The 24179-nt window shown below is 55.9% G+C and carries 26 protein-coding genes; 12 read left to right on the plus strand and 14 right to left on the minus strand.

The window, feature by feature from the left end; genetic code table 11:
* Positions 1 to 13: 13 nt before the first annotated feature.
* Complete coding sequence (locus APY94_RS07455; protein WP_058939029.1) at positions 14 to 1327, minus strand: RNA-guided endonuclease InsQ/TnpB family protein; 1314 nt, start codon at positions 1325 to 1327, stop codon at positions 14 to 16.
* Between the two features lie 65 nt (positions 1328 to 1392).
* Between APY94_RS07455 and APY94_RS07460 the strand changes: the two genes are divergently transcribed.
* From APY94_RS07460 to APY94_RS07475, 4 genes are all read left to right on the plus strand, one after another.
* The gene (locus tag APY94_RS07460) at positions 1393 to 1584 is read left to right on the plus strand and encodes a hypothetical protein (RefSeq protein WP_058939030.1); all 192 of its coding nucleotides are present in this window, start codon (positions 1393 to 1395) and stop codon (positions 1582 to 1584) included.
* A gap of 65 nt (positions 1585 to 1649) precedes the next feature.
* The gene (trxB, locus tag APY94_RS07465; protein ID WP_058939031.1) at positions 1650 to 2642 is read left to right on the plus strand and encodes a thioredoxin-disulfide reductase; all 993 of its coding nucleotides are present in this window, start codon (positions 1650 to 1652) and stop codon (positions 2640 to 2642) included.
* A gap of 159 nt (positions 2643 to 2801) precedes the next feature.
* A complete protein-coding gene (locus APY94_RS07470) occupies positions 2802 to 4139 on the plus strand; it encodes an ornithine aminotransferase (RefSeq protein ID WP_058939032.1) in 1338 nt (445 codons plus the stop codon).
* A 102-nt stretch (positions 4140 to 4241) separates the two neighbouring features.
* Positions 4242 to 4841, plus strand: coding sequence for an ECF transporter S component (locus APY94_RS07475; RefSeq protein ID WP_058939033.1), 600 nt, complete (start codon positions 4242 to 4244; stop codon positions 4839 to 4841).
* Here the strand turns inward: APY94_RS07475 and APY94_RS07480 are convergent.
* The 4 genes from APY94_RS07480 to APY94_RS07495 all read right to left on the minus strand — a co-directional run bounded on the left by APY94_RS07480 (position 4838) and on the right by APY94_RS07495 (position 7519).
* Positions 4838 to 5122: a family 4B encapsulin nanocompartment shell protein gene (locus APY94_RS07480; protein ID WP_058939034.1), complete on the minus strand. Its 285-nt coding sequence runs from the start codon at positions 5120 to 5122 to the stop codon at positions 4838 to 4840. The two genes, APY94_RS07475 and APY94_RS07480, sit on opposite strands and share 4 nt — an antisense overlap.
* On the minus strand, positions 5119 to 5793 hold the full coding sequence (gene deoC, locus APY94_RS07485) for a deoxyribose-phosphate aldolase (RefSeq protein WP_058939035.1): 675 nt from the start codon (positions 5791 to 5793) through the stop codon (positions 5119 to 5121). The genes APY94_RS07480 and deoC overlap by 4 nt, the downstream gene beginning before the upstream one ends.
* Before the next feature lie 170 nt (positions 5794 to 5963).
* A complete protein-coding gene (locus APY94_RS07490; RefSeq protein ID WP_058939036.1) occupies positions 5964 to 6272 on the minus strand; it encodes a hypothetical protein in 309 nt (102 codons plus the stop codon).
* Between the two features lie 29 nt (positions 6273 to 6301).
* Positions 6302 to 7519, minus strand: a complete 1218-nt coding sequence (locus APY94_RS07495; RefSeq protein WP_058939037.1) for a CGP-CTERM-anchored Cys-rich protein — start codon at positions 7517 to 7519, stop codon at positions 6302 to 6304.
* A 115-nt stretch (positions 7520 to 7634) separates the two neighbouring features.
* On the opposite strand from APY94_RS07495, the gene eno reads away from it, so the two are divergent.
* The 4 genes from eno to APY94_RS07515 all read left to right on the plus strand — a co-directional run bounded on the left by eno (position 7635) and on the right by APY94_RS07515 (position 12167).
* Complete coding sequence (gene eno / locus APY94_RS07500) at positions 7635 to 8927, plus strand: phosphopyruvate hydratase (protein WP_058939038.1); 1293 nt, start codon at positions 7635 to 7637, stop codon at positions 8925 to 8927.
* 128 nt (positions 8928 to 9055) lie between these two features.
* Positions 9056 to 10393, plus strand: a complete 1338-nt coding sequence (locus APY94_RS07505) for an RNA-guided endonuclease InsQ/TnpB family protein (RefSeq protein WP_058939039.1) — start codon at positions 9056 to 9058, stop codon at positions 10391 to 10393.
* Complete coding sequence (locus tag APY94_RS07510; protein WP_245610435.1) at positions 10360 to 11067, plus strand: hypothetical protein; 708 nt, start codon at positions 10360 to 10362, stop codon at positions 11065 to 11067. The genes APY94_RS07505 and APY94_RS07510 overlap by 34 nt, the downstream gene beginning before the upstream one ends.
* Before the next feature lie 263 nt (positions 11068 to 11330).
* Positions 11331 to 12167 carry a radical SAM protein gene (locus tag APY94_RS07515; protein WP_058939040.1) on the plus strand — a complete coding sequence of 279 codons (837 nt, stop codon included), beginning with the start codon at positions 11331 to 11333 and terminating at the stop codon, positions 12165 to 12167.
* A 78-nt stretch (positions 12168 to 12245) separates the two neighbouring features.
* Here APY94_RS07515 and APY94_RS07520 read toward each other — a convergent pair whose 3' ends face one another.
* From APY94_RS07520 to APY94_RS07530, 3 genes are read right to left on the minus strand one after another with little or no spacing between them, the layout of a single operon-like run.
* Positions 12246 to 12698, minus strand: coding sequence for an Lrp/AsnC family transcriptional regulator (locus APY94_RS07520; protein ID WP_058939041.1), 453 nt, complete (start codon positions 12696 to 12698; stop codon positions 12246 to 12248).
* A 55-nt stretch (positions 12699 to 12753) separates the two neighbouring features.
* Positions 12754 to 13308, minus strand: coding sequence for an XTP/dITP diphosphatase (locus APY94_RS07525; RefSeq protein WP_058939042.1), 555 nt, complete (start codon positions 13306 to 13308; stop codon positions 12754 to 12756).
* Positions 13309 to 13359: 51 nt separating this feature from the next.
* Entirely contained in the window at positions 13360 to 13848 is a 489-nt protein-coding gene (locus tag APY94_RS07530) for an adenosine-specific kinase (RefSeq protein WP_058939043.1), read from the minus strand.
* A 70-nt stretch (positions 13849 to 13918) separates the two neighbouring features.
* On the opposite strand from APY94_RS07530, the gene APY94_RS07535 reads away from it, so the two are divergent.
* Entirely contained in the window at positions 13919 to 14836 is a 918-nt protein-coding gene (locus APY94_RS07535; protein ID WP_058939044.1) for an Lrp/AsnC family transcriptional regulator, read from the plus strand.
* 48 nt (positions 14837 to 14884) lie between these two features.
* On the opposite strand, the gene APY94_RS07540 is transcribed toward APY94_RS07535, so the two are convergent.
* Both APY94_RS07540 and APY94_RS07545 read right to left on the minus strand, forming a co-directional pair.
* On the minus strand, positions 14885 to 15817 hold the full coding sequence (locus tag APY94_RS07540) for an SPASM domain-containing protein (protein WP_058939045.1): 933 nt from the start codon (positions 15815 to 15817) through the stop codon (positions 14885 to 14887).
* Positions 15818 to 15914: 97 nt separating this feature from the next.
* The gene (locus tag APY94_RS07545; RefSeq protein ID WP_058939046.1) at positions 15915 to 16349 is read right to left on the minus strand and encodes a molybdenum cofactor biosynthesis protein MoaE; all 435 of its coding nucleotides are present in this window, start codon (positions 16347 to 16349) and stop codon (positions 15915 to 15917) included.
* A 94-nt stretch (positions 16350 to 16443) separates the two neighbouring features.
* Between APY94_RS07545 and APY94_RS07550 the strand changes: the two genes are divergently transcribed.
* Entirely contained in the window at positions 16444 to 17307 is an 864-nt protein-coding gene (locus APY94_RS07550; RefSeq protein ID WP_058939047.1) for a hypothetical protein, read from the plus strand.
* Here the strand turns inward: APY94_RS07550 and APY94_RS07555 are convergent.
* The 4 genes from APY94_RS07555 to APY94_RS07570 are packed head-to-tail and all read right to left on the minus strand — an operon-like array spanning position 17300 to position 19399.
* Positions 17300 to 17998, minus strand: coding sequence for a ThiF family adenylyltransferase (locus APY94_RS07555; protein WP_058939048.1), 699 nt, complete (start codon positions 17996 to 17998; stop codon positions 17300 to 17302). The two genes, APY94_RS07550 and APY94_RS07555, sit on opposite strands and share 8 nt — an antisense overlap.
* Position 17999: 1 nt before the next feature.
* Complete coding sequence (locus tag APY94_RS07560; protein WP_058939049.1) at positions 18000 to 18266, minus strand: ubiquitin-like small modifier protein 1; 267 nt, start codon at positions 18264 to 18266, stop codon at positions 18000 to 18002.
* A 56-nt stretch (positions 18267 to 18322) separates the two neighbouring features.
* Positions 18323 to 18838: a CDP-2,3-bis-(O-geranylgeranyl)-sn-glycerol synthase gene (locus tag APY94_RS07565; protein ID WP_058939050.1), complete on the minus strand. Its 516-nt coding sequence runs from the start codon at positions 18836 to 18838 to the stop codon at positions 18323 to 18325.
* A 39-nt stretch (positions 18839 to 18877) separates the two neighbouring features.
* Positions 18878 to 19399 (minus strand): GbsR/MarR family transcriptional regulator, encoded by a 522-nt coding sequence (locus APY94_RS07570; protein ID WP_058939051.1) that lies wholly within the window; start codon positions 19397 to 19399, stop codon positions 18878 to 18880.
* A gap of 99 nt (positions 19400 to 19498) precedes the next feature.
* On the opposite strand from APY94_RS07570, the gene APY94_RS07575 reads away from it, so the two are divergent.
* Positions 19499 to 21766 (plus strand): hydrophobe/amphiphile efflux-3 (HAE3) family transporter, encoded by a 2268-nt coding sequence (locus APY94_RS07575; protein WP_211259704.1) that lies wholly within the window; start codon positions 19499 to 19501, stop codon positions 21764 to 21766.
* Complete coding sequence (locus tag APY94_RS07580; RefSeq protein WP_058939052.1) at positions 21763 to 24135, plus strand: COG1361 S-layer family protein; 2373 nt, start codon at positions 21763 to 21765, stop codon at positions 24133 to 24135. Before APY94_RS07575 ends, APY94_RS07580 begins: the two co-directional genes overlap by 4 nt.
* Positions 24136 to 24179 lie beyond the last annotated feature (44 nt).

Here is a 24179-nt window from a genome sequence, read left to right on the forward strand (position 1 = left end):
GGGTTCCAACGAGTTAACCCCACACCAAAGGCGAGGAGGTTTGAGGGGTAATCCTCATCACCCCTTTTGAAGAGGGTTCGGAGAACCCCTCCGGGACGGTCTCGCCCCAATTACCCCTACCACCAGCAAGGGCTGGAAGGCTCGGGGTTATCGTTCTCACAGCTTTTTTCAAAATATTAAAAGCCCCCACGAGGTCGGCATTCATTACAACGCCCTCTCCATGGCACTTAAACAAACCCCTAACAAAGCGAGCGTTCTCATGACGTTGGCCACAGAGAGGGCACGATTGAGAAGTGAAAGCCTCATTAACAAGCAAAACCTGAATACCATACTCTTCCGCAACTTCCTTGAGCCTTTGAATCACCGTGTTGAACCGCCAAACATGGGATAGAATGAAGTTCTGCTTTTTGCCTCTTTCAGAGTTCCTTGCGATTCCCTTTGGATAACCAACAACGATTCTGGAGACTCCGAGGTGATACAGCCTCTCGACGGTCTGTCTCACAACAGTGTTAATGTAATGCTTTGCCTGAAGTTTAGCCTTCTCGTGCATTCTTTTGAGCTTCTTACTCTTCTTTGCACCACTCTTGTTGAGTTTGGACTGATAATCGGCTATTCTCCTCCGCCAGTAAAAGGCTATTGACTTTAATGGCCTGCCGTTCACGAGGAAGCTTTCGCCGTTCTCAACGTAAACGGCCATTAAATTATTCACTCCCAAGTCAATTCCCGCTGAAAGGTCGCCCAAGGGTTGCCTTGGGACTTCAACCCATTCGTCCCCAATTAGCTTTTCCTCAACGGTGAGGCTGATTTTCGCATACCATTTCCGCTTTACCTCGTCGTAAGTTATCTCCAACCGCCCCTGCTTGCCTTTAAGATGAATTTTTCCTTTAAACTGGATTCTCAACCTTCCAAACTTCCCAAGACGTCTTAACTCGACAACGTTCCCGTCAATCCAATACTGGTCGTTCCTAAGCGGGATAATGAACAGTTTCTTCCCATTCTCTTCCCCAATGAACCCCGGAGGTTTCGGCCTGAACCATTCTGATAATTCTCCACTCTTTTTCTTTTTATTGAGCGAGAAAAAGCTCCTCCAGCTTTCGGCGTTTTTTCTGGCTAATTGCTGGACTGTCGAACCACCAATCCAGTTTTTAAACTCTTGGTAAGCTTCCTTCTCCGTTCCGTTAAAATCAATCTTGCCGAATTCTTTGAATTGTTTTAAACGCTGGTAATTGAGCTTGTTCCAGATTACTGCGGTGGCTTGAGCTAACTCGGAGAGGATTTTTTCCTGCTCCTTGCTTGGCTGGAGTTTGATGGTTACTGAGCGCTTCATTTCAAAGTATAGTATTACTCTTAGGCTTTAAAAGAGTATCGCTTTCCCGCTTAAGGGCTAGCTGGGTGGTCAGCGATCCGCGGAAGCTCCGGGAGGCCTTCGGAGCGCGGAGGGTTCTGGAGGGACACGGAAAATATGAGGTTCTGCTCACGATGGACATCCCCCTAAAGCAGGACGAACACGCGGGGACGGAACTCCTGATCGAACCCGCGGAAGGGTTCCCCGAGGGCAGTCCGGAAATTAACGTCGTGGTATGAATACCCACCACTGGGCAATAATGCTTTTAAATAGTCCACGTTAGGAAAGTCCGGAGGTGAGAGAGATGTTCAGTCTGGGAGGATTCTCACGCGGGGGAGAGTACGAGAACAAGACCTGGGACGTGCTCATCATAGGCGCCGGACCGGCCGGATTCACCGCGGCAATATACGCGGCGCGCTTCGGCCTTGAGACGCTGATACTCAGCAAGGACCTCGGAGGAAACATGGCGCTGACCGACATGATAGAGAACTACCCGGGATTCCCTGAGGGGATCAGCGGTTCCGAACTGACGAACAGGATGCACGAGCAGGTCAAGAAGCTCGGGGTGGACATCGTCTTTGACGAGGTCGCGCGCATAGACCCGACGGAGTGCGCCTACTATGAGGGCCCGTGCAAGTTCGCGGTGAAAACCAAGAACGGCAAGGAGTACAAGGCGAAGACCGTAATCATAACCGTCGGCGCCGCACCGAGAAAGCTCCACGTGCCCGGAGAGGAGGAGTTCACCGGAAGGGGCGTTTCCTACTGCGCGACCTGCGACGGCCCGCTCTTCAAGGGCAAGAAGGTTATCGTTGTCGGTGGCGGAAACACCGCCCTGCAGGAGGCGCTCTACCTCAAGAGTATAGGCGTCGATGTTACCCTCGTCCACAGACGCGACCAGTTCAGGGCCGACAAGATACTCCAGGACAGGTTCAAGGAGAGCGGCATTCCGGCGATACTCAACACCGTCGTGACCGAGATCAAGGGCAACGGCAAGGTCGAGGCCGTCAAGCTGAAGAACCGCGTCACCGGCGAGGAGAGCGAGATGGCCGTTGATGGCGTCTTCATCTTCATCGGCTACGAGCCTAAAACGGATTTCGTGAAGCACCTCGGCATAACCGACGAGTACGGCTACATCCCGGTGGACATGCACATGCGCACGAAGATGAAGGGAATCTTCGCCGCAGGCGACATAACCAACGTCTTCAAGCAGATCGCCGTTGCCGTCGGTCAGGGTGCGATAGCGGCCAACTCGGCGAAGGAGCTCATCGACGAGTGGAACTCGAAGGTTGTGGAGTGATTTTCCACACCCCTTCGTTCTTTTCTCTCGGCGTTTTTCGGATTTCCGTTTTGGGAATCGAGGTATTTCCCGATTCTCCCGAAGATTTTTCGGTCAAAAATGTTCATCGATGAACACAGACTTATATAGGAGAACCCCTATCTCACACCGGTGATGCACATGGTGGTTAGGCCGAACGTTAAGGAACTCCCCGGACCCAAGGGCAAGGAAGTCATCGAAAAGAACTTTGAAGCCCTCGCAGTTACCACCCAGGACCCGGAGACCCTCCCGATTGTCATCGACCACGGAGATGGAATCCTCGTCTACGACGTTGACGGAAACACCTTCTACGACTTCGGAAGCGGCGTCGGCGTGCTGAACGTCGGCCACGCCCACCCGAGGGTCGTCGAGGCCGTTAAGAGACAGGCCGAGAAGTTCACCCACTTCGCGCTGAACGACTTCTTCTACGAGAACGCGGTCGTTCTTGCCCAGAAGCTCGCCGAGCTTGCACCCGGCGACTTCCCGAAGAAGGTCGTCTACCAGAACAGCGGTGCGGAAGCAAACGAGGCCATGATGAAGCTCGTCAAGTACGGCACCGGCAGGAAGAGGTTCATCGCCTTCTACCACGCCTTCCACGGAAGGAGCCAGGCCGTTCTTTCGCTCACCGCCAGCAAGTGGGTTCAGCAGGACAGGTTCTTCCCAACCATGCCGGGCGTTGAGCACATACCATACCCGAACCCCTACAGGAACCCCTGGCACATAGACGGTTACGCCGAGCCGGACGAGCTCGTCAACCGCGTCATCGAGTTCATCGAGGAGTATGTATTCCGCCACGTCCCGCCCCACGAGGTTGGAGCCATAGTCTTCGAGCCGATACAGGGTGAGGGCGGCTACGTCGTCCCGCCGAAGAACTTCTTCAAGGAGCTCAAGAAGCTCGCCGACAGCTACGGCATACTCCTCGCCGACGACGAGGTTCAGATGGGCGTCGGAAGGACTGGTAAGTTCTGGGCCATCGAGCACTTCGACGTTGCACCCGACACCATCCAGTTCGGTAAGGCCATAGGCGGCGGAATCCCCTTAGCGGGTGTCGTCCACAGGGCAGACATAGCCTTCGACAAGCCGGGCAGGCACGCCTCGACCTTCGGAGGCAACCCGGTTGCCATAGCGGCCGGAATAGAAGTCGTCGAGATAGTCAAGGAGCTCCTCCCGCACGTCCAGGAAGTTGGAGACTACCTCCACAGGTACCTCAAGGAGTTCGAGGAGAAGTACGAGGTCATCGGCGATGCCCGCGGTCTCGGTCTCGCCCAGGCCGTCGAGATCGTCAAGAGCAAGGACACCAAGGAGAAGAACCCGGAGCTCAGGGATGCCATCGTCAAGGAAGCCGTCAAGCGCGGACTCATCCTCCTCGGATGCGGCGACAACAGCATAAGGTTCATACCGCCGCTGACCATCAAGAAGGAGGAGATCGACGTCGCCATGGAGATATTCGAGGAGAGCCTCACGAAAGCTCTCGGCTGATTCTCTTTTTTCTCCCCTTAAATCGTCCGATTGTAAGCGAGTACCACCACACCATTCGGCATCTTTTTAAAGTTATAACTTGAGATACCCCCGGTGGTGAACATGACTGAGCTGACCGAGATTCTCAAACCGTACGGACCGTACGTCCTCGCCACAGTCACCCTGCTCTACGTCGCGTACATATTCATGAACAGGAAGAAGTTCAGGAGCGCGAGCGTTCTTGCCCTCTCCGCCGTGATGGCCGCGGTGGTAGGCGTCACCACGGCGTTCATAACGATAGCCACCCCCGCGACCGGTGGCTACCTCAACTTCGGCGATACTATGGTCATGTTCTCGGCAATGGCCTTTGGCCCCGTTATCGGCGTCTTCGCGGGCGGCGTTGGTTCGGCCCTCGGCGACATAATAGCGGGCTATCCAGGATGGGCGCCGATAACCCTCGTCGTCAAGGGGCTTGAGGGGCTCGCAATCGGCTACATCGCCAGAAGAAGCGACAACGTCTCGACGCTGGTGATAGCGGGCCTGATAGGCGGAATAATAATGGTCTCAGGATACTTTGCCTTCGAGGCCTACATGTACGGTATCCCTGCGGCCGCCACCGAGGTGCCCGTCAACATAGTCCAGGCCGTCACCGGCGTCCTGGTAGGCACGCTTCTGGCCCAGGCGATAAAGAAGAGATACCCTGAGATAGAGGACCTCCTCTAAACCTCCAGTTTCCTTATTTCTTCCCACATCTCGTTCTCGACGAGCAGGGGCTCGACCGATATTCTCCTTGAGGCGCGCTTCACCTGGCCGAGGTAGCTGGAGTCGGCGACCACCGCGTCGTAGCCCAGTTCATCTATCTTGTATATCTTGAACCTGCACTCGCGCAGCTGCTCAACGGCGTACTCGATGAAGTTGGGACCCACAAGGAGTATGTCGGGCTCGAGGCCCTCCTCACGGAGCTCCCGGATGGCCTTGTTCAGGAGGTCGTGTATCTCCTTCATTTCGGGGCTCCCCCCACAATCTTTATTCCGCTCGACGTTCCAATCCTCGTCGCGCCGGCCTCCACCATGGCAACCGCCTGCTCGTAGGTCCTTATTCCCCCGGCGGCCTTAACGCCCATCTCCGGGCCGACCACCTTCCTCATGAGCCGGACGTCCTCAACGGTGGCTCCACCGGTTCCAAAGCCCGTTGAAGTCTTCACGAAGTCTGCCCCGGCCTCCTTCGCCAGCTCGCAGGCCTTCACCTTCTCCTCCTCCGTGAGGTAGCAGGTCTCGATGATGACCTTGACCTTCGCGCCCCTCGCATGGGCGACCTTAACGACCTCGGCTATGTCTTTCCTCACGTATTCGTAGTCCCCGTCCTTAAGGGCGCCTATATTGATGACCATGTCGAGCTCGTCGGCACCGTCGTCGAGGGCCCTCTCCGCCTCGAAGACCTTGACCTCTGTGGGGGTGGCTCCGAGCGGGAAGCCTATTACGCTCGCGACTTTGACGTTGGCACCCTTCTCGCGGAGATAGTCCCTTGCCAGCTTAACCCTGTAGGGGTTGACGCAAACGGCGTAGAAACCATACTCAACGGCCTCATCACAGAGCCTCTTAATGTCATCGGCGGTAGCATAGGCCTTCAGATTCGTATGGTCAATATACCCCGCAATATCGATGTGATCAGCCATTTCCATCACCCGGTAACTACTCCATTCCAATGTATTTAGAGCTTTTCTCCCCAAAAATGCGTAAGTCCCCGGAAAATATGCGGACTTTGTTTTGTAATTCCATCAATTTCAAGCTTCATATCCACAGAACAGAAAGAAATACAGATTTTTGAAGAAATTTCAAAGGGATGTTATCGGGCCTCCAGCCTCTCAAGCGCACGGAGAAACCTCTCCGCAACCCCCTCCTCGCCGAACACCGGCGTTTCCTTCCCATCCAAGATTCTGCAGAGGACCTCCACCGCTCTGTCCCAGCTCTCCTCAAGGCTATTTCCCCTCGGAATCGGGTTCCTGAGAACGTGCCATCTCCCCGTTGGAGGGTCGTAGAACAGCACCCTGGGGATGTAGTCCATGTCCATGAACGTGTTGTCCAGGCTGAGCTCTATTCGAAAGCCATCAACCTCGACGAAACCATCCTCGCGCAGCCGTCTCTTCCAGTCCATATGGAAAGTTGGAGGGGAGGTTTAAAAGCTCATCTCCTCCCCGCGAGGGCAACAATCAACGCCAGCAGGACCACTATTCCGGGCCCGCATACCTCCCCTTTAGTCGAACCAGACATCGTGGTAGAATCCCCGGAAGGAGGCTTAGTTAGTGTCGGCCCAACGTAGGCCGTCCCGTTCGGGAGCTCGTACACGGGAACCTCGCGGGTGAAGCACCTGACGAGGAGGGGGTTGAGGCTCTCATCGTAGGGTATCCATGCAAAGGTGCCGTTCCCCGTTTCGTACCAGCCTATGTTGGAGTTGTGCCCCGCGTTTCCCCACTCTGCAGCCCGGAGCACGCCCTCAACGTCCGATTCGTCCATCCGAAGGGCACCGGTCTCAATCAGCCACTCGAGCTCGGCTTTTAAGGCTTTGGAGGCGTTGACCTCTGAGGGATCCAGCGACGGGGAAAGCCGGGTTACGGAGGTCTTGACCAGCGTCAGGGAGACGTCGCAGGAGACGCCAAAGGCGCCGAGGAAGTCCTTGACGGCAGCGTTCACTTCGTCATCGGACCTGTTCACCCCCTCAACCTCAAGCTCAAAGTACCCTGCCCGGATCACCTTGGACGGATTGATCCCGTGCTCCCTCAGGCAGGACTCAAAGGCCGGGTTCGGCTTCCAGGTGCAGAGGCCGTTGACGCAACCGCAGCTCGTCAGTGAGAGGCAGTCGTACCACGGCTTGTAAACGCAGGGCGTCACTATCTCCCGGGCTTCCTTCTTAGGGGCGCAGACCTCACCGGAACAGCCGCCGGTGGCGCAGTCGGCGTCGGAGGTGCACTCTTTTCCCCGAACCGGGGTCAAGCTTATTCTAACGCCATTCCTCTCAAAGGTCGTGTTATCTGTGACGTTCCAGCCGTCGGCCCTTAGTTTCTCGAGGGTTTCCTCTGTGATGAGAATGGAGAGGTTTAACGAAGCCCTCGAAACGTCTATGGTCTTCCACCCCACAGGTATCTGAACCCTGAGGTGGGGGCCGTCGCTCCCGTTCCAGAGCATGACGTAGAGCCTTTCATCGTAGTGTGAGAGGAAGACAAAGGTGCCGTTTTCGACTACCGCGTTGTGGAGGGCGTTGAAAGCGGGATACGGCCGATAAACTATCCCCGGCTTGTTCAGAACGACCTCAACGGCATAACCGTCGGAGGAACTCATGCAGGCCTTAACAACCGGTGTTAGAGTGAACATAAGGAGGACCATGAGCGCCGCGAGCCTCTTCATTTTCCCACCGGATGGCGTAGGGCGCCAAAATATATACGCCTATTCATCGCTTCGGCCCGGATTGAAGCTAAAACCTTTATATGCCCTGCCGGGAATATCACCCGAGGTGATTGAGATGGAGAACCCCTTTGAGATAACTGGAGTCGTTGCTAGGGAGATACTCGACAGCAGGGGGAACCCGACCGTCGAGGTTGAGGTCTACACGCCGATAAGCATGGGGCGCGCTGCAGTTCCGAGCGGAGCCTCAACCGGCACCCACGAGGCCCTTGAGCTCCGCGACGGCGGGAAGCGCTACCTTGGCAAGGGCGTTAGAAGGGCCGTCGAGAACGTCAACAAGATAATCGCGCCCGAGATAGTTGGTATGGACGTCACCTGGCAGAGGGATATAGACAGCCTCATGCTCGAGCTCGACGGCACAGAGAACAAGAGCAACCTCGGCGCCAACGCGATCCTCGGCGTTTCTCTGGCAGTCGCCAAGGCCGCCGCCAACGCGCTCGGCCTTCCGCTCTACCAGTACATCGGCGGAACCAACGCCTACGTCATGCCCGTTCCGATGAGCAACGTCATCAACGGCGGCGTTCACGCCGGCAACGAGCTCGACTTCCAGGAGTTCATGATAATGCCCGTTGGGGCCGGTTCCCTCAGGGAGGGCATCATGTGGGTCAGCGAGACCTACCACGTCCTCAAGAAGGTCATAGCGGAGAAGTACGGAAAGAACGCGGTCAACGTTGGTGACGAGGGCGGCTTCGCCCCGCCGATGAAGGAAGCCACCGAGCCGCTCGAGGTTCTCATCAAGGCCATCGAGGAGGCAGGCTACAAGCCCGGCGACGAGATAGCGTTTGCCCTCGACGCGGCATCGAGCGAGTTCTTCCACCCCGAGAAGGGTAAGTACGTCGTCGGCGGCAAGGAGTACGACCGCGGCGAGCTGCTCGAGCTCTACAGGGAGCTCGTCTCAGCCTACCCGATAGTCTCCATTGAGGACCCGTTCCACGAGGAGGACTGGGAAGGCTTCGTCATGATAACCAGGGAGCTCGGAGGCAAGATACAGATAGTCGGCGACGACCTCTTCGTCACCAACCCGAAGAGGATAAGGAAGGGCATTGAGATGGGCGCAGCGAACGCGCTCCTCCTCAAGGTGAACCAGATTGGAACCCTCAGCGAGGCCATCGATGCCGCATACACCTCATTCCGCGCCGGCTATGGCGTCGTCGTCTCCCACCGCTCGGGTGAGACCGAGGACAGCACAATAGCGGACCTCGCGGTTGCCCTCAACGCCGGCCAGATAAAGACCGGTGCTCCAGCCAGGAGCGACAGGAACGCCAAGTACAACCAGCTGATACGCATAGAGGAAGAGCTCGAGGGAATAGCCCTCTATCCCGGCAGGAAGTTCCGCAACCCGTTCCTCTGACCCCTTTTCCTTAATTTTGGTGGAGCAGATGGAGTTTGACATTTTTCTTTTACAAACAACCACCCAGCTAGCCCTTAAGCGGGAAAGCAACACCCTTTTAAAGCCTAAGAACAATACCATACTTTGAAATGAAACGCTCAGTAACCATCAAACTCCAGCCGAGCAAAACCCAAGAGAAAATCCTCTTCGAGTTAGCTCAAGCCACCGCAGTAATCTGGAACAAACTCAACTACCAGCGTTTAAAACAATTCAAAGAATTCGGCAAGATTGATTTTAATGGAACAGAAAAGAAAGCTTATCACGAGTTCAAAAACTGGACTGGTGGTTCGACAGTCCAACAATTAGCCAGAAAAAACGCTGAAAGCTGGAGGAGCTTCTTCATACTCAACAAGAAGAAAAAGAGTGGAGAATTACCAGAATGGTTCAAGCCCAAACCGCCCGGCTTTGTTAGAGAAGAAAACGGTAAGAAAATTTTCATAATCCCCATCAGAAACGACCAGTACAGGATTGACGGGAATGTTATTGAACTGCGAAGACTTGGAAAGTTTGGGAGATTAAGAATTCAATTCAAGGGGAGAATTTACCTCAAGGGCAAGCAGGGGCGCTTAGAGATAACTTATGACGCCGTTAAACGCAAGTGGTATGCCCACGTTAGCTTCACCGTCGAGGAGAAACTAATCAACGGCAAGTGGGTGAAAATTCCAAGGCAACCATTGGGAAACCTTTCAGCGGGAATTGATTTAGGAGTGAATAATTTAATGGCCGTTTACGTTGAGAACGGCGAAAGCTTCCTCGTGAACGGCAGGCCATTAAAGTCAATAGCCTTTTACTGGCGGAGGAGAATAGCCGATTATCAGTCCAAACTCAACAAGAGTGGTGCAAAGAAGAGTAAGAAGCTCAAAAGAATGCACGAGAAGGCTAAACTTCAGGCCAAACACTACATCAACACTGCCGTGAGACAAACCGTCGAGAGACTCTACTGCCTCGGAGTCTCCAGAATTATCGTGGGTTACCCGAAGGGGATAGCCAGAAACTCTGATAATGGTAAAAAGCAGAATTTTCTCCTCTCCCACGTTTGGCGTTTCAATACCGTTATCAAACGGCTTATGGAAGTTGCTGAGGAGTATGGTATTCAGGTTTTGCTTGTTAATGAGGCTTTTACTTCTCAGTTTTGTCCCCTCTGCGGCCAACGCCATCCTAATGGAAGAATCTTTAGGGGTTTGTTTAAGTGCCGTGGAGAGGGCGTTGTCTTGAATGCGGATTTGGTTGGAGCGTTTAATATTTTGAGGAAGGTTGTGAAAACCATAACCCCACGCCTGCCGGGTTTAACGGGGGGTAGGGGTAATTGGGGGAAGACCCTCCCCGAGGGGTTCTCCGAACCCCCTTCAAAGGGGGTGATGAGGATTACCCCTCAAACCTCCTCGCCTTTGGTGTGGGGTTTCCTCGACGGAAACCCCGTCCTTTAAGGCGGGGAGGAGGTCATCCCGGGAAGCTCATAAAGCCCAGACCGCTCCTCATTCTGGCCGAGTTATTCCTCCTGCCCGCGGCGGTTCTGGCTTCGAAGTCCTACAACGCCTCGATAGCCTGCCTCGGCGTTTCCACAGTTCTGTACTACGTGGGCATGACCGAGCTCGTGCGGAAGAGGCTCGGAAGGTGGGCGGTGAAGAGGTTCACGATAGCCTACCTTCTGAGGGCGTTCTCGTGGGTTCTCATGATAGCCTCGGCCTTCTACACGTACTCGGCGGTCATAGAGAACATCTTCCCATTCGGCCCACCAGAGTTCGTGATAACATCCCTCGTTGCACTGATTGGAGCGATACTCAACTACATCGCTGTTGGGATAAGGAACAGCGTGCTCTGGAAAATTAAGGGACTGAAGATGAGCCTCTGGATGTCGAGGCTTAACTCAATCGTGCTGTTCCTCATGGCGGCGGTTCCGTTTCTGCCGGCGCTCGCCAACGCTGGAGAGGTAACCTGGCTTTTGGCAATCCTCGCAGCCCCTATACTCGGTTCCTTCACGGTCCTGGCGATACTCGGAAAGCTGTTCTATCTCAAGTTCCTCCTAACCTTCGAGGAAACAAAACCGTCCAGTCAGGGTTTTAAGCGGAAAGGCGGACTCCCGAGGCGGGAGGGGGATTAGGCGGGAAACTCAAAAGCAACCCCCTCTGAGGTGATTTAAATGGCAGAACGAAAAAAACTCAAAATCTACATTCCCGGCATCAAATTCCCCTCGCAGGACCGGGGGGTTTCACCCCCCACGTCCTTGCCAACCCCCTCCCCCCGAACGTGGGGCTTTGCCCCACATGAATCGGGAAACTACGTTTCCCAAACCCTTCATTCTCCTTTAAACACCGGAGGGGGCTCTCGCCCCCTACGACCCCCAAGTTCTGCAAGGTGGTTGAAATGGTAGAAAGAAAAAAGCTCAAGATCTACATTCCAGGCATCAAATTTCCCTCAATCTCGCTCACGGGAAACTACTGCTCGCTGAACTGTGCCCACTGCGGGAGACACTACCTGGAGGGCATGAGAAAGCCCACGAGGAGAGAGCTGGTTGATTACTGCGCCGGGCTCGAGAGGGAGGGCTACACAGGCTGCCTGCTGAGCGGTGGAATGGATTCGAGGCTCAAGGTTCCCATTGACAGGTACGCGGCTGAAATCAGGGAGATAAAGCGAAGAACGAGCCTCAAGCTCAACGCCCACGTGGGATTCATAGACGAAAACGATTTGGAGTGGGTCAAATACGTTGATGTGGTCTCCCTCGACTTCGTGGGCGATGACGACGTGATAAGGCGCGTTTACGGGATAGACAAAACCGTTGAGGACTACCTGAGAATCCTGGACCTGCTCACGGGGGCAGGCGTCAGGGTGGCGCCCCACATAACCATCGGGCTGGATTTCGGCAGAATCGACTGGGAGTACCGGGCGATAGACCTGCTGACGGAGTACCCGATAGACGTCCTCGTGCTGGACGTGCTCATCCCGACCAAGGGGACGGGGATGGAGAGTGTTCCAAAGCCGTCAGTGGAGGAGAGCCTGAGGGTGGTTGAATACGCACGCGAGCGCTTTGACGGGGAGATAAGCATAGGCTGCATGCGTCCGCTGGGCAGGTGGCGGGTTGACTTCGACAGGGGGGCGATTTTAGCCGGCATAAACCGGCTGACGAATCCGCCTAGAAAAGTTATCGAATGGGCAAAAAGTGTGAGGGACGTCGAGATAATCTACGAGTGCTGCGTTATGTGAAGAAGGCACGCGTCGGGCTCACCATTCCTCGCATCATCATAAATCAGAAAGGAGAACGCCGATCATCGCCCGATAAGACTAAAGCTCCTCCTTGACGGTCACAAATGACACCATCGTAACCGTCTGGCCAACCCCTTTTATCTCCCTGAGCCTGTCCACGACTATCCTTCCAACGGCCTCCGAGCTCGGGGCGCGCACCTTTATGAGCAGGTCCCACTCACCGGCTATTATGTGGACTTCGTAGACTCCCTCAAGAGCCGCTATCCTCTCCGCCACCTCGCGCTGGCTTAAGCCGGAGTCCGGTTCGTAGCGGGCGAGGATGAATGCGGTGGTCCCGAGGTCGAGCTTTTTGTAGTCAGGCTTGACGGTGAACTTCTCGATGACGCCGTCCTCGACCAGCTTTTTGATGCGGTAGTGGACGGTGGTTCGGGGTATGCCGAGCTTCTTGCTGAGCGAGGCTATGTTCTCCCTCGCGTTCTCCTTGAGTTCCTTCAACAGCCTTAAATCGGTGGCATCAAGAGTGTTTACCATCGCAACCCCCTTCGTCATTCATTCAATTATTACTGTTAACTTTGGAACATGAGGCTTATTTAAGGTTTTCCTTTAGCCACTCTGAGAAGGCTTTTAAAGCCCTTCCACGATGTGATATACTGTTCTTCTCATCCGTTGTCATTTCGGCAAAAGTTCTGTCGAATCCCCGAGGCATGAATATCGGGTCAAAGCCGAAGCCGCCGGTCCCGCGCTTCTCCCTGGTTATCTCCCCATCGACACGGCCCGTGAACAGGTGAACCTCACCGTCCCAGTAGGCTATCACGCTCCTGAAGTGTGCTTTTCTGTCCTCAACGCCCGCCATAAGCCGGAGGATGCCGTCTATTCCCAGGGTCCTGTAAACGTAGGCCGAGTACACACCCGGGAAGCCCTTAAGGGCGTCGATGAACAGTCCGGAATCATCTAAGAAGAACGGGCCGTCTATCCTCCCGGCGAGCCACCGGAGGCCGTACTCCGCCACCTCCTCGAGTGTATCCGCCTGTATCTCTGGGTATTCAAACCGGAGCTGGTAGACCTCAACGCCGAGGGGCTCGAAGTACTTCCTCGCCTCCTCAACCTTTCCGGGGTTAGAAGTGATAAAAGCCAGCCTCATACCATCACCGAAGGAGAAGGGGGAAGGTGGGTAAAAAAGGTTGCCGGTTCTTCAGTCGATCCGGTAGCCTATCTTCTCCACGAGCTCCCTGCGCTCCCTCTTGAGCTCCTCGTCCTCTATCCTGTTGGCGGCCTTGCCGTCCACGACTCCCAGGACGCTCCGTCCCAGATCCGTCTCGGCTACAATGACCTGGAGTGGGTTCTCACTGGCCCCGTAGACCATAACCACCGCGGGGTGGTTCTTGACGGCGTTGAGAACGTTTATCGGGAAAGCGTTGCGCATGAGCACGACGAAGACGTGGCCCGCCCCAATCTTGAGGGCGTTCTTTGCCGCGAGCTTCTCCAGCTCCTCGTCGTTGCCGCTGAAGCGCGTCAGCTGGGGCTTCGCCTCGTTCATTGCAATCCCGAACTTTATGCCCGGAACCGTCGTCAGAAGGGTCTTGGCGAGGTCATCCACGGTGAATATGGAGAAGTTGCCCTGCCCGATTATGGCCTCGACGCCCTCCGGCTTTTCGATGTCAACGACCTCTATCTTTACCATGGTCACCACCGGAAGGATTTAATATCCCGACCGATATAACCTTTTCTCGTCCGATGAAATGGTGAGTAAAATGACCGAACCGGTCATGTCCGAGCTGGAGTTCCTGGTTGAAATCCTCGACAGGTACCCCATGGAGAGTCTGAAAAAGATAGCCAAGAGTGAGGGAATAGATTACTACCGGCTCAAGAGGCTCTACGACAAGTATTACGGGAAATACCTGACCGTGAGCGCTTCTTACAACGTGAAAAAGATCGGACTGAGAAGCTTCATAACGTTTCTGAGCGTGCCGTCGGACAAGATAATGGAAGTCGCGTACCGGCTCATGAAAAACCCCTTCGTAAGCTACGCAAATCCAGCCTTCGGATTCAAGAACGGCTTCTCCATCGTGTTCCACATTCCCGACAAGCAGAGGAAGCTCATTGGGGAGATGCTCTCAAAGTACTCGGACGATTACGAGTACTACGAGGTGAGGGTGTATCCCTACAGCGGCGACGACAACTTTGGGGACTGGTACCTAAGCCACGATTACGCGGTTCTTATGGACATCCTCAAGTGGGACGCCCGAACCCCCATAACAGAGATAGCCCGAAGGCTGGGGAAGAGCCGTCCGACAATCAGGTATATGATAAACAGGCTCCAGGACGAAGGGATCATCAGGCGGTTCGTCCCCCTGGTAGACGTGAACGTTCACGACAGGGCCGTTATAGGGCTGGCGAAGGACCTCGATGAAACCATCCTTGAGAAGTTCAAGGAGTACGAGATAACGGTCGGAGTCCTGCCCGGCTACGGATACCTGCTTGAATGGTTCTTCTCATCAAAGGAAGACATGGGAAGCAAGATACTGGAGTTCAGCGGCTACGTGGAGAAGCTCCTCATCGAGTACATCGACCCCATTTTCAAGGAACTCAACGACAACAACCTGAGGGACAGGTATTCAAGAATGATTAAAGAAGACGGGAGCGGATACCGCTCCATCCTGGAATTCTGACCTTTTTCTTTTGCAAGCCTCGCCCTTCACGGCCGGGAGGAGGTCAGGTCAGAGGACTATCTGGCAGTACTCTATGCCGTCTATCTCGCCAGTGGCCTGATACTCGAGGGCCCTGCAGTCGTGGCAGATGTATTTGAACGGGCACGTACTGCAGGCCTCGATCTTATCTTTTGTCATCCTCCAGAACTCCTTGAGGAACCTCCTCCGGAGCATCTTCTTAATCCCAACCTCCTTGGCATCCGCCACCACGTTATTCCTGAGTAGTGGGCAGGGAAGGGCGTAGCCGTCGGCCGTTATAGCAAGGGTCCCCGCCAGGCAGTCGTGGTATCTCTCGGTGGTCGGGTTGAGTATGCGCCTCAGCTCAATGACGTTGAAGTCGAGCTTCCTCGCGGAGCCGGGATAAAGAACGTCTATGTAAATCTCCCCCGGGAAGGTAGTCCTGAGGCCCCTAAGCTCGTCCAGGTCGGAACCTTTGATTATCACCAGGGCACCGTGAAGCCAGTCCAGAGCCTCAAGCCGCCGGATGTTCTCCGGGGAGTACTCGAGCTCAGCGATGAAACGGACGCCGTCTACAGGCTTTACCTCGTCCAGGTCATCGAGAAGAACCACAGCGTAGACCTCAGGAACACCTATCTCCACGGCGTACGCGGCCGTTGAAAGGAGGTGCCCGATGCTGTCGTAGTTGGTTAGCCAGAGTTCACTTCCACCAGCCTCCAGAAACTCCCTGATAAGCTCCCTAATGCGCTCAACGCTCAGGGGATCTCGGCGGAGGATAAAAGAGTTGTTCCCAATGCACCCAATCGAGCGAGGAATCCCGGTCAGTTCGGAGAACCTACCCCTACCCGCACCAAGCTGGAGTATGAGCCTCTCGAGTCCGCCGTTGTGGCGCCTGTTGCTCCAGGGGGGCTTTGCCACCGACGTTACCCTGGGGGGGAGGTCTATACCAAAGGAATGAGCGGTATCATAAGCCACCTTCTCCATCGAACATCACCACTGGGAGAATAGGGGGAATCGTATATATACTTTTTCTATTCCGATTTTGCATACCACTAAGAGTAGTCTGCAAAAAATGGAAAATTCACGATCGCTTCAGGGGAACCGTCCTGTCCCCCTCTATCCAGAACTCGCCCTCGTCGGTCACCTCCCTCTTCCACACGGGCACGCGTTTCTTCACCTCGTCTATGGCCCATTCACACGCTTCAAATGCCTCTTTCCTGTGTCTCCCGCTGGCTATGATGAGTATCGTATCCTGACCGACCTCCAGCTCCCCGTAGCGGTGCCATATGAGCATGTCAAGGATGGGGAACCTCTCAAGGGCCTCCTTTCTTATCCGCTCCATCTCCGCCTCCGCCATCTCCGGATAGGCCTCGTATACAAGCTTCCTGACGCGTCTCCCGTGGTTTTCATTCCGCACCTTGCCCAGGAAAAACACGTAGCCACCTGCCTCGGGAACGAGCAGGTATCCCAGTGCCTCATTCAGGTCGAAGGGTTCCTTCGTGAGCCTCACCTTCATGCATATCCCCCTCGGGTATAAGGCAGTGGAGATTAAAAACCGCGCGGTGGAAAGGTTTAAGTGGTTCCGACCGCAGCCTCTCCAGGTGGATGAGATGAAGAGGTACGCGCTCCTTCTCATCGTAGTCCTTCTGGCCGGCGCGATGGCGGGCTGTCTCGGAGGGGGCGGCTCAAGCGCGACTCAAAGCACCACGGCAGAAAGCGAGAGCACCGCTCCAACCACAACCACCACCCACCAGACCACCACGACGCCGAGCCAGACCGTGACTGAAACCCCCGCGGGGCCGGATGTAAACGCCCTGCTACAAGGGGTATCCGAGATCAGGCAGTTCACATACACCAGCAACACCAGCCTTGAGATGTTCGTGGCGATCGAAGGGAACGGCACCTCCAAGGGGGACAACGTGACCCTCCGCATACTCGAAAGGGGATACATGGACTTTGAATCCTGGAGCGCCTGGATAAACTCGACAACAGTCAGTCTGCCAGATGGAGCGAAGACCAACACATCGAGGATCGTCGTCGGCAACGTCACCTACATCCAGACCATCGTCGGCTGGGTGAGGACGGAAGACAGTACCGCGAGCGATATCCTCTGGAGGTACAGTATCGTCGGCCTCGCCAGGGAATACCTGAAGGAAAAGCCAGATTCGGTCGAGACCGGGGCCGTCACGAAGCTGACCTATCGCATCCCGGACTACCGGATTAAGCCCCTCGCGATGGTTTATTTCGCGGCGTCACCCGACACCGTTGTATACGTAAAGGACGGCCAGCTGGAGCTATGGTTCAGCGATGGAAGGCTTGTCGGGGGCAGACTGAGCTTCAGCGTTAGTTCGGAGACGAACGTTGATGACCCAACCCTCGGTAAGATGACGATAAAGCAGGACGGGAAGTGGAGCGAGACATTCGAGATAGACTCAATAAACGAGAAGAGAAGTGTGAAGGAGCCATCTACCTGAGCTCAACGACGTCGAAGGTGTTGAAGGCAAGATCAACTATGAGAAGTTTGTTCAGCAGGGGCTCACCGATGCCTGTGAGGAGCTTCACGACCTCCATCGCCTGAATCGAGCCGACGACTCCGGCCGTTGCACCGAGGATGGGGAATTTCTCCTTCTTTTTCCCCACCTTCGGAAAGATTTCGCGCAGGCTCTTGGTGACGCCAGGCACCACTGTCGTGACCTGGCCGAAGGTACCTTCCACGGCACCGTGAACGAGGGGCACGCGATTCCGCTGGGCGTAGTCGTCGAGCAGGAAGCGCGTCTCAAAGTTGTCGAGGCAGTCAACTATCACATCCACGCCCTCAAGAACCCCATCGATGTTCTCCTCGCTCAGCCTGCCGACGAATGTCTCGATTTCAATGTCGGAGTTGAAGCGCTCCAGCTTCCACCTGGCGGATAGTGGTTTCAGGTTCTTCCCTAAATCCTCCTCCCAGTGGAGTATCTGCCTGTTGAGGTTGCTGAGTTCGGGCTCCTGCTCGTCTATGAGGAGGAGTCTCCCTATCCCCGCGGCGGCGAGGTAGTAGGCGACGGGGCTTCCGAGGCCGCCGACACCGACGACGGCCACCTTCGAACCCTTCAGCTTTTCCTGACCTTCCCGCCCGAAGATCATTATCTGCCTGTCGTAGCGCTCGATCTCCTTTCCGCTCAGCATATCATCCACCGCTCACGGGGGGGAATAGCGCCACGATGTCGCCGTCCCTCAACACCTCGTCGAAGCGGACGTAGCGGCCGTTGCGGGAGACGTTGACGTCGGCGAGGTCGTCCTCCTCCGCGAAGACCTCGTTCCTGAGAACAGGATGCCTCTCCTTCAGCAGTTCGATGAGTTCGAGAACCGTTATCCCCTCTGGAACCTCAAGCTCCTCCTCGCCCTTCCCGACGAGGGAGCGGTAGCGGGCAAAATACCTGACCGTGACCCTCATTCACACCACCGGAAAAAGTTGGATGGAGGGTTAAAAAGGATTGCTGGACGGTTCCACTACCACGGCACGCTCTTCCAGCCCATCCTATAGGCGAAGTAGTTGGCCCCCCAGTGGACGAAGGGCGAGACGACCAGGAGGAAGATTATCTGGCCCGAGTCGAGGGTTTTAACGGGATACGCGAGGGCCAGGGCCGCTATGAGAAAGCCGAGCTGGTCGAGGCCTATGGCCGGGGCGCCGCGGGGGAGGTTCGCGCGCCTCTTGAAGAAGCTCCCCACGAGGTCACCGAGAAGGGCACCGAACGAAAGCAGAAAAGCGAGCATGAGGGCGGTTTTAAGGGCCCCGTAGAAGCCCGGAGTGATGAAGTACTGAATGAGTCCCATGAGGGTTCCGGCAGAAACCCCACCGATGAGGCCGCGCCAGGTCTTTCCATCCCCGAACACCCTTCGGCCGTCCCTCCAGTGTCTGCCGCCGTCTATGGGCCGCCCTCCTCCAACGAGCACGGGGGAGGCGTTGGCAACGTAGGCAGGTAGTATGTACCAGAACGCCCAGAGGAGAGATGAAACGAACCCCATTATTCCACCCGTCTGGAGTACAGACCGTCGGTTTTAAAGCTACCGCTTTTCACCCGATTCGAGGCAGTTGATAAGCCTCTCAAGGACCTCCCCATCCTCATGTTCTATTAGGAACTTCAGAATCCTACCGGCGAGTGCGTTTCCCTCCATTGCAAGTGCGATGCTTTCGCGTATTGACTCAGCCTCCTCTCCTTCTTCGCCCTCGAGTTCTAGCAAAGCCCTCTCGAGGTTGGCCCTCGTCTGCTGTATGTCCTCCATTATCTTCATGTAGTAGGCGGCCTGACGCCAGTCCTTCAGGAGCTTGGTGGCCCTGTAGTAGGCCTTCTTGTCGCCGGGCTTCTTTATCCTCACCACGAGCCCTATGCGCTCCATAAACTTGAGGGCGGTGCTCACGTGGGAGAGCGAGTATCCAGTGGTCTCCGCAATCTCACCCAGGCTCATCGGCTCGCTCGCAAGGAAGAGAACCCCGTATATGTACCCGTAAAGCTCGTTGAAGCCGAAGCGTCTCGCGGCCCCGGCAAAGTGCTCCATGACTATTCTCTTGGCCTCCTCAATACCCATCGTCCGCACCTCGATTTCATCCGTCGCCTCTGACAAAAGGTTTTTAAGTTCTGCATATTTAAAACTTTCGGAAGTTTCCGAAAGTTTGGAGGTAAGCTCATGGACGTGCTCAGGGGAGCGGCGAGGGTTATAGTCAGGTACAGGGTTGCCTTCGCGCTGATAGCACTGTTTCTGCTAGTCGTCTCCATCTATGGAATGAGCCAGCTTCGCTTTGAGAGCGACCTCAGCTCAATGCTCCCCGAGGGCAACCCGGCCATAGACGACTACAACGCCCTGCAGAACGAGTTCCAGAGCGGCGACAGCACGATAATCGTGGTGAAGATAGACTCAATCGAACCGGGCGGCGTTTACGACATCCGCGACCCGCAGGTTATAGAGGCAGTTTACGAGCTGGAGCAGCGGCTCAGGGAAAGGGAGTACGTAACGGATACGATCAGCATAGCCGACGTGTACATGCAGGTCCTCGGCAGGCTTCCCAGGACGGAAGAGGAGGCCAGGTTCGTCCTCGACATGCTCCCACCCGAGCGGAGGTACTCCCTGGTCAGCAGGGACTACACGATGACGATGATACTCGTCACGATAAGCAGGGAGAAGAAAACGGAGACGCTCGTGAGGGTGTACGAGGGAATCCAGGAGGACATGGAGAGCGTCAAGTTTCCAAAGAACGTCGAGATAATCCAGACCGGGAACATAGGCATAACATACCGCATCCTCCAGCTCCTCCAGAGCGACCTCAACAAGACCATGGCCATATCCTTCGTCCTCGTCATCGCACTCCTGCTCTACTTCTACCGCTCCCCGGTAAAAGCCGCCATCCCCCTCATTCCCCTCGTCTTCGGGGTGGCCATGACGCTTGGATTCATGGGGCTGGCGGGCATTCCCCTAGACCTGGCGACGACCACGATAGGCGCGATGCTCATCGGTATGGGAATAGACTACGGCATCCACGTCACGAACCGCTACTACGAGGAGAGGCGCAACGGCAGGGACATCGAAGAGGCCGCGGCGGAGGCGGTCGCCGAAACGGGGAAAGCACTCCTCGGCGCGGCGCTTACGACAATAGCGGGCTTCGCGGCCATGTACCTCTCCACCCTCCCCATGCTCCACAACCTCGCAACCACACTCATCCTCGGTCTGAGCCTGGCTGCCCTCAACGCCGTTGTGATAACCCCCGCGGTCATAATTCTGGAGGAGGACGTTATGAAGAAGCTGAGGGGACACTACGTTCCCCCAGAAGTACGCTCGAGCTCGGGATTTATAGGAAGCGCCTTCCACTCCCTTGGGAAGGCGATAAAGGCAAGGCCCCACGCGTTTCTCGGGGCGGTTTTTCTGGTCACCCTAATCTTCGCCTACGGTGTGACCCAGGTTACAACCGAGGTGAGGCTGGAAAAGTTCATCCCCCCAGGAATGCCCGAGATAGAGGCAATCACGGACGTGAGAACCGAGTTTGGAGGCCAGGACGAGCTGTACGTGCTGGTGAGGGCGGACGACGTTAGGAACCCCGCCATCGTGAGGGCCATGTACCGCTTCGAGAATCAGGTGAAGGCGGACTCCTACTACAACGGGGTTTTCAGCTCCGAAAGCCTGGCCGACGTCGTTTACAGGCAGTACGGCTACATTCCAAACGACGATGAAAAGATAAAGGCGGCATTGGCCTCATACCAGGGATCCGGCCTGGTCTCATCGGATTACTCAATGGCAATAATCAAGTTCACGGGGGACTTCGGCGGTGCGAGTATGGACGAGTTCAGGAGGATAATGCGCTATTTCGAGGATGAGACCGCGCTGGCCCAGGGGACGGAGTTTCCGCCCGGGGTGAGGCTGGCCCTGACAGGCGATCTGTACCTGAACTACGTCCTCGACCAGCTCACCAGCGTTGAGATAAATCGCATCTCCACCTACGGAACGATCTTCGTTGTCCTCATCGTCATGCTCCTCTTCAGAAGAATCCGGGTGGCCTTGGCAATGATAACCCCCATGTTCCTCGGGGCGCTCTGGACCGTGGGCTTCATGGGGCTCGCGGGCATTCCATTCACCCAGAGCCTCGCGGGGGTTATATCCATGATAGTCGGCCTGGGCGTCGATTACGGCATGCACCTCACCCACCGCTTCCTGGAGGAGATGAACGAGGGCAGCACGCGGCCGATAGTCACGGCCGTAGGAAGCGTTGGGCCGGGCATACTCGCCGGCGCGCTGACGACCGCGGGAGGATTTCTGGCGCTCCTCGCGGGCGAGCTTCCAACGATACACGACTTCGGGGTAACCCTTGCCTTTGGAATATTCGCCTCGATGATGGCCGCGTACCTCGTCACGCCCGCGCTGCTGCAGGTCTTCTACGGACGGAATATCGGAGGTGATAGGGGATGAAAAAGGCCGCGTTCATGGTCATTTTAATGCTCATTCTCCCGCTGGGAGGAAAGCTTGCCCTTGCAACGTACGAGGCCCTCCTCTTCGACGGATACATGGATAAAGGGGAATCGATCCTAGTGGGGCCCCTCGTGATAACCCTAGTGGACACGACGGTCAACTACACCACGGGGGATGAATACGCACTGTTCATAATAACAAAGGACGGTCAGCTAATCGGAGGAAAGTACGTGACCATATACGTCCCGGATCCCGAAAAGATGGCACGTCTTCTGGCAAATCCGGAGTTCCTGGTGGCCCTGGCCGAAACCCAGGGCTATGACGTGGAGGAGTGCGCGGGATACGTGAACGACACCGCGGAGTTCAACGCCTGCCTGCTGGCCAACGCCTACGGCTTTTACCAGTGGCTCAACCACGCGTCCCCCGAGGAGATAGCAAAGGCGGTTATGCAGACCATAGACGAACATCCGGAGCTTGGAATAACGAAGGAGGACGTTACCAAACCGATAACATACCCCGAATCGATGCCGATCAAAGAGGGCGATACCGTGGAGTTCATGGTGGACAACAGAACGGTCACGCTGAGCGTTCCCGAGGTCTACCCAAACGTCGCCAGGGTGATTGTGAACGGACCTCCCCAGTGGAAGGGAGCCACGGCCCCCGGAAACATCGTATCGACCGTCAGGATCACGGAATACGTATATCCCGGGGACACCGCGACGGTGGAGGTGACGCTGAAGAACGAGGGTGCCACGAAGGCCAGATACGTTAACGTCTTCGTATCCCCCGAACCGATAGCGTTCAACAACACGCCTTCCCTCGCCAGCGGTCTCTCCGCAGTTCTCTCCCAGGGCAAGTTCTCTCAGGAGGTCTTCTATCCAAAGTGGAGCTCGGTCCAGTACGTGGAGTACATCGAACCCAAGGGAAGCACCACGCTGACCTTCAAGATTAGGGTAAACCCCAACGCAGACATCGGGATATACCCCGTGTACGTGGGCATCATCTACTTCACCGGCGTGGGAGAAAACATGCGTATGGTTCAGTCATACAACGTGGTCGCGCTGAGGATATACCAGAAGCGCAGTGCGTTCGTTGAGATAACCCGGGTCGAGACGGAACCGATGGAGATAAGCCCTGGGGACACCTTCACCGTGCGCTTTACCCTGGAGAACCCCGGCGCCGAGCCGGTTAAGGCCCTCAGCCTGAAGATAAGCTCATACAAAGTGCCCGTCCAGGGAGAGATAAAGAACGTTGACCTCTCGGCACTCTCGCAGCTTCCGCTGCAGGGGAGCGAGCAGCTCAGCGGAAGCCTTCAGGACGCGCTCAATCAGATAATGGCCCAGCTCGCCAAGCAGAACATAGAGGCATTCCTGCCCATTGGAGAGGACAACGTGAAGTACGTGGCGGAACTTCAGCCGGGAGATAAAACAACCCTCGAGTTCAGAATCAAGGCCAACGACAGGCTGGAGAACGGCATATACCCGCTCAGGATAGAGCTGAAGTACCTCACCGAACCGAGCGAGGAAGAGATAACCGACGAAAGGCTGGTGGGAATAGACGTAACCGGAAGGGCGCAACTGATACTCTCAAAGGTCTCAACGTCCCCTGGCAAGATAATCCCCGGAACCGACAACATCGAGGTTGATTTCCAGGTGGACAACGTCGGGACCGGGACTGCAAGGACAGTGATAGTGAAACCAATGCCGGAGTGGCCCTTCTCGCTCAGCGAGAGCAGCGAGCAGATGCTCGGCCTCGGAAGCCTGGGGAAAGGCGACTCCGCCCAGTCATCCTTCAAGATAAACGTCGCCAATAACGCCAGTTCGGGAACCTACGAGATACCGCTGCTCGTGACCTACACCAACGACCTCGGCATAACGAAGAACGTCACGCTCAAGGTTCCGGTCATAATCGGCGCGAAGCCTAACATCGAGGTGGTCGGGGTACGCTTCGACCCCGAACCCCTCCAGGGAGAGGCCGTCAACGTCTACATCAAACTGAAGAACACCGGCGGCGAGAAGGCTACAAGCGTTCTCATCGAGGGCGTCGTGAAGGCGGATCAGCCCTTCAGCCTGGACAAGAGGACGGATTACATCGGCGATCTCGCCCCGGGGGCGGTCGGGGAAGGCGTGATAGTCCTCAAGATAGACAAGAACGCGATACCCAAGGACTACAGCATAGGACTGCGGATAAGGGCCGTCGGTGACCCCAACCAGGGGGACGACAACGTCTACGTCTTCGAGAGAACCGTCGTCATGACCGTGGGGGAGAACACGAAGACCGAGAGCAACCTCAGAAACCTGGCGATCGCCATCGGGGCCCTGGTGGTTGTAGTGGTGCTCTACACGTACATGAGGGGCCGGAAAAAGTGAGCGGGAAACCTTTAAACGACCTTTGAAGAAAGAAAGAACACGGT

Origin of the sequence: Thermococcus celericrescens (genome assembly GCF_001484195.1) — an archaeon.
GTDB classification, from domain to species: domain Archaea; phylum Methanobacteriota_B; class Thermococci; order Thermococcales; family Thermococcaceae; genus Thermococcus; species Thermococcus celericrescens.